Raw genomic sequence first — 5,381 nt, forward strand, 5'->3', positions numbered from 1 at the left:
AAGAAACCCCACGCGAAAACCTGACGATCAGCTTCACCGCAGGCACCAACGCCGACGGCTACTACGCCATCTCCGGCAATAACGTGGTCCTGACCGCTAAAGGCGCCGAATTCGTAAACGCGGGTAATCAGCTACCGAAAATCGACCTGACTGTTACTGACGCTGGTGGCCTCAGCTCTACCGGCGAAGGCCAGCCGACTGTGACCCTGGTTAACGACGTTCCACTGATCGACATCACACCGACCACCATCGTCGAAAACACCGCCGAAGCAGGCACCATCGCCGGTACCTTCAACGCGCGTGACGAAGAAACCCCACGCGAAAATCTGACGATCAGCTTCACCGCTGGTACCAACGCAGACGGTTACTACGCCATCTCCGGCAACGACGTCGTACTGACCGCCAAAGGCGCCGAATTCGTCAACGCGGGTAATCAGCTGCCGAAGATCGACCTGACCGTCACCGACGCCGGTGGCCTCAGCTCTACCGGCGAAGGCCAGCCGACTGTAACCCTGGTCAACGACGTTCCACTGATCGACATCACGCCGACCACCATCGTCGAAAACACCGCCGAAGCAGGCACCATCGCCGGTACCTTCAACGCACGTGACGAAGAAACTCCGCGTGAAAACCTGACCATCAACTTCACCACCGGCACCAACGCTGACGGCTATTACAGCCTCTCCGGCAACAATGTCGTGTTGACCCAAAAAGGCGCCGATTTCGTCAACGCTGGCAACCAGCTGCCGAAGATCGACCTGACTGTCACCGACGCCGGTGGCCTCAGCTCCACCGGCGAAGGCCAGCCAACCGTAACCCTGGTCGATGACACCCCGACCGCCGTCGACGGCCGCATCGAGGGCAACGAAGACACCTCGATCGAGCTCACTTGGGCGACGTTCGGCGTCCAGGACGAAGATTCCACCAGCCTGGCAGTGGTGTTTACCAGCCTGCCGGCCGGTTCCATCGAATACAAAGTCGACGGCGAGTGGGTCAAGCTCACCACGGCCGATCTGAAAACCGACACCTCGGCGGGCAAGGCCTTCACTCAGGCTGACTTCGATGCCCACAACGTGCGTTACACCCCGGCAGACAACGAGTCGGGCGATAACAGCTTCGGCGGCACTGGCGTGGGTAACAAGCAAGGCGATTACACCGAGCTGAACTTCCAGGCGACTGACGGCAGCTCCTACAGCGACACTAAAACCATCACCGTGGATATCCACCCGGTGACGGATGTGCCGGTTTTGACCTTCGGTCAAGTGCCAACCGGTCTGACCATTCAAACCTGGACCGGCAGCAACCTGCCGGCTGAACTGGGCACCAACGGCCAAGGCGTTACCCAGTCGAGCACGCTGATCAATGTGATCAACGCCCAGACCGCTGACAGCGCAGCCTCCACTGGCGTGACCAGCAATGTGAGCAACGGCAACGTGGCCGAAGGCACCGCGACCAAAGTGTCGGGCCTGGTCTACTTGGAAGCCGGCAAGAGCTACACCTTCAGCGGTACTGCCGACGACAGTCTGGCAATCACCGTAGGCGGCAAGCTGGTTGCTTCCGAGACCTGGAGCCAGGGCAGCGGGATTGGCGGGTCGACCTACACGCCGACCGAGTCGGGTTACTACACCCTCGACGTCTACCACTACAACCAGAACGGCCCGGGCAACTACGACGTCAACGTATCGACCAACAACGGCCCGGCCGTGTCGTTGGGCAACAGCGGCCTGCAGACCTACACCAGTGTGGCCGCGCTTGAAGCCGCCGGCATGGTGCTCGGCGACAGCCACGTGGTGAACGGCGAAGGCTATTACACCGGTTCCGTCTACAACCACGGCCTGGAAGACACCGCGATCAAGATCGCGCCGATTACCGCCACGTTCGTCGACAACGACGGCTCGGAATCCCACAAGGTTGAAATCAGCGGCCTGCCGGAAGGCGCCGTGCTCACCGACGGCACCACTGGTCACAGCATCACCTCGACCGGCGCAAGCACGCTCTACGATGTGAGCACCTGGAACCTGAGCACCCTGACCGTTACCCCGTTCAAGGACTCGACTGCCAGTTTCGACCTGACCGTCAAAGCCACGGCCAAAGAGCTGAGCACCGGCGTTGAGGAAGTTACCAGCGGCAAGATCGGCATCGTAGTCACTGCGGTCAACGACGCGCCGGTGCTGGGCAACGGTTCGACCAACGCGTTCGGCGACACCTACATTGAAGGCAAGCCAGGCGGCTACGTTGCGGCAAACCTGACCATCGCCGACGTCGACAACAGCACCTTGCAAAGCGCCAAGGTCACGCTGGTCAACCACCTGACCGATGACGTGCTGATCGCGGATGTCAGCAACACCAAAATCACCGTCAGCTATGACAAGAACACCGGTGTGCTGAGCCTGTCCGGCGAAGCCACCAAGGCTGAGTACCAAGAAGTCCTGCGCTCGGTGCACTTCGCCAGCGAGAGCGAAGACCCGAGCCCGGTCAATCGCAACCTGACCATCACCGTGAACGACGGTCAGGCGGACTCCGCGCCAGTGACCTCGGTGGTCTACGTGGTTCCGGTCAACGATGTGCCGGTAGTCAGCTTCGACAGCACCACCTTCACCGAGCAGACCGCAGGCGGCGCGCTGGTCAAGAACCTGTCCATCAGCGACGTCGACAACTCCACCTTCAGCAAAGTGGTGGTCACGGTTGATCACCTGGTGTCTGGTGATCTGCTCAGCAATGCCGATGTACTCAAGGCCCTGGCCGTTGCCGGTATCACCATCACCGAAACCGGCAGCGCCGCGGATGGCAAAGTCGTCTACACCCTGACCAGCAATTCGCCAGCCGGCAGCAGCGCGGCGGACTTCATCAAGCTGGTTGAAGCGATTACCTTCCAAGCCCCGGGCAACAATCCGGCTGGCACTGATCGCACCGTCACCATCGACGTCACCGACATCGGCGGCGGCAACCTTGACCGCGAGCCACCGGAAACCGGCAGCGCCACCGGTAAGGTCACCATCGACCTGTTCAACGATGCCCCGACCGCCTCGGCTGACCCAGCCAGTGCCAACGAAGACCACGCCGCAACCATCGTCCTGAGTGGCGCCGACGTGGATGGCTCCGTTGCCAGCTTCGTCATCACCACCTTGCCGACCAACGGCACGCTCTACAGCGACTCGACGCTCACCATCGCCCTGAAAGTCGGCGACTCGGTACCGGCAGGTGCCGACGGCAAGGCTTCGGTGTACTTCTCGCCGACCGGCGACTGGAGCGGCAGCACTTCGCTGACCTTCACCGCCGTCGACAATGCCGGCAAACCAAGCAGCGACACCACCGCAGCAATCACCATCGCGCCAGTCACCGACACCCCGCACCTGGGCCTGCTCGGCGGCGGCGTGGTGAGCGCGATCAACTTCGACAGTGCCCCGATCAACGGCGCCTGGGGCACGGTCGCGGTTGGCGATGCCAATAACGCAGCCGGCACGGGCACCAATCCGAACACCCAATGGCTGACCGGCAACGCCGACGGCAAAGTGGAAATCGGCCAAGGCAGCGTCTACGGCGTAGAGACCCCAGGCAACAGCCCGGTCATCGAGCTGGAGAAAAACGCCGGCGATGACGCCAGCCTGTACACCATCATCAAGGCTGAAAGCGGCACTGCTTACACCATCTCGGTCGACTACTCGCCGCGTGCGGGCGCCGAGAACAACTCGGTGATCGACGTGTTCTGGGGCGGCGTCAAAGTCGGCACCCTGGACGCCACCGTCGTGGGCATGAAGACCTACACCTTCACCGTGCCCGTCACCGCTGACGGCGACGCCAAACTCGAATTCAAGGCCCCGGCCGGCGACACCAACAACTCGCTTGGCGGCGTGCTGGACAACATCAGCGTTACCCAAGTGCTGAACACCGGCCTGGAAGATCACGCGATCAAGTTGTCCGCGATTGATGCTTATGCCACTGACACAGATGGTTCCGAGACCCTCAAGCTGGAAATCAGCGGCATTCCGCAAGGCGCGACCATTTCCGATGGCACGCCGGGCCACAGCTTCACGGCCACGGCTGACGTGCAAAGCATCGATATCAGCAGCTGGAACAAGGCCACACTGGTCTACAACCCGGTGCCAAACGCCAACGGCCTGGTGAACCTCACCGTTACCGCCACTGCGCAAGATGGCGATGCGACGCCGAAGTCCGAGTCGATTACGCTGCCGATCAATGTGATTGCGGTCAACGACCTGCCAGTGATTGAAGTCGTCGCGAACGACCTGGTAGAAAAACAGGTCGGCGAAGGCACCGTCGCCGGTACCTTTACCGTGAGCGACGTCGAGACTCCGATTGCCGATCTGAAAGTCACCTTCACCGGCGACACCAACAAAAACGGCTACTACACCCTCGTGGGCAACGCCGTGGTGTTGACCCTGGCGGGCGCGAACTTCGTCAACGCGGGTAACAAACTGCCGGCCATTGACCTGACCGTCACCGACGCCGACAAGGGCAGCTCCCACGATGCGGCTACGCCGGGTGTGACGCTGGTCAACGATGTGCCGCTGATTGATATCACGCCGACCACTATTGTCGAGAACACTGCTGAAGCGGGCACCGTTGCCGGTACCTTCAACGCACGTGATGAAGAGACACCGCGTGATGGTCTGACTGTTAGCTTCACTGCTGGTACTAACGCAGACGGCTTCTACGCCATCTCGGGCAACAACGTTGTGCTGACGGCTAAAGGTGCTGACTTCGTCAACGCGGGTAACCCGCTGCCGAAGATCGACTTGACCGTCACCGACGCTGGTGGCCTCAGCTCTACCGGCGAAGGCCAGCCGACCGTAACGCTGGTCAACGACGTTCCGCTGATTGACGTTACGCCGGCCACTATCGTTGAGAACGCTGCTGAAGCGGGCACCGTTGCAGGTACTTTCAACGCACGTGATGAAGAAACTCCTCGCGATGGTCTGACTGTTAGCTTCACTGCAGGCACCAACGCAGACGGCTACTACGCCATCTCGGGCAGCAACATTGTGCTGACGGCCAAAGGCGCCGAATTCGTCAACGCTGGCAACCCGCTGCCGAAGATCGACCTGACCGTCACCGACGCCGGTGGTCTCAGCTCTACTGGCGAAGGCCAGCCGACTGTGACGCTGGTCAATGACGTACCGTTGATCGACATCACGCCGACCACCATCGTTGAGAACGCTGCTGAAGCAGGCACCGTTGCCGGTACTTTCGTTGCTAAAGACGAAGAGACACCGCGTGATGGTCTGACTGTTAACTTCACTGCTGGTACTAACGCAGACGGCTACTACGCCATCTCGGGCAACAACGTTGTGCTGACGGCCAAAGGCGCCGAATTCGTCAACGCGGGTAACCCGCTGCCGAAGATCGATCTGACTGTCACC

General features: G+C 60.9%; 1 protein-coding gene. It reads left to right on the forward strand.

Annotated features, from left to right (window positions below):
- Positions 1-5,381: beta strand repeat-containing protein (locus NDJ82_RS27295; RefSeq protein ID WP_250926658.1), on the forward strand; the 5,381-nt coding region annotated here is incomplete at both ends.

Origin of the sequence: Pseudomonas sp. SR18 (genome assembly GCF_023701505.1) — a bacterium.
In the GTDB taxonomy this organism is placed as follows: Bacteria; Pseudomonadota; Gammaproteobacteria; order Pseudomonadales; family Pseudomonadaceae; genus Aquipseudomonas; species Aquipseudomonas cyclaminis.